Annotated in this window: 1 pseudogene; it reads left to right on the forward strand. The window is 67.7% G+C overall.

What is annotated here, in order from left to right:
• Positions 1–507: pseudogene (locus tag A5787_RS27650) on the forward strand (NAD(P)H nitroreductase); the annotation flags it as partial.

Raw genomic sequence — 507 nt, forward strand, 5'->3', positions numbered from 1 at the left:
GCGATCTTGCACCGCCGGACCAACCGGTTGCCGTTTGCCGCCCCCGAGCACTGGGGATCGTTCGAACCCGTCCTGCGGAGTTCCTTCGACAAGGACGCGGTTTTCCTCGACGTGCTGACCGACAGCGCGCGATCGCAGTTGGCCGACGCGTCGCGGCTCACCGATTCGCTGCGCCGCTACGACGATTCGTATCAGCATGAATTGCTGTGGTGGACATCGCCGTTGCGGGAAGCGGAGGGCATCCCCGACGGCGCGCTGGTGTCGCAGGCGGACGCCCGACGCGTCGACGTCAACCGCCGGTTCCCCGTCGATCCGGCGGACGAGCGCGGCTCCCCGTGCAGCGACGATCAGGCGAAGGTCCTCGTGCTGTCCACACCGGGGGATACCCGGGCCGACGCCCTGAATTGCGGCGCGGCGCTGTCGGCGATCCTGCTGGAGTGCACGATGGCATTCCTCGCGACCTGCACACTGACCCACCTGATCGAGCTGGACGAAAGCCGCGACATC

It is taken from the genome of Mycobacterium sp. 852002-50816_SCH5313054-b, from assembly GCF_001667185.1.
GTDB lineage: Bacteria > Actinomycetota > Actinomycetes > Mycobacteriales > Mycobacteriaceae > Mycobacterium.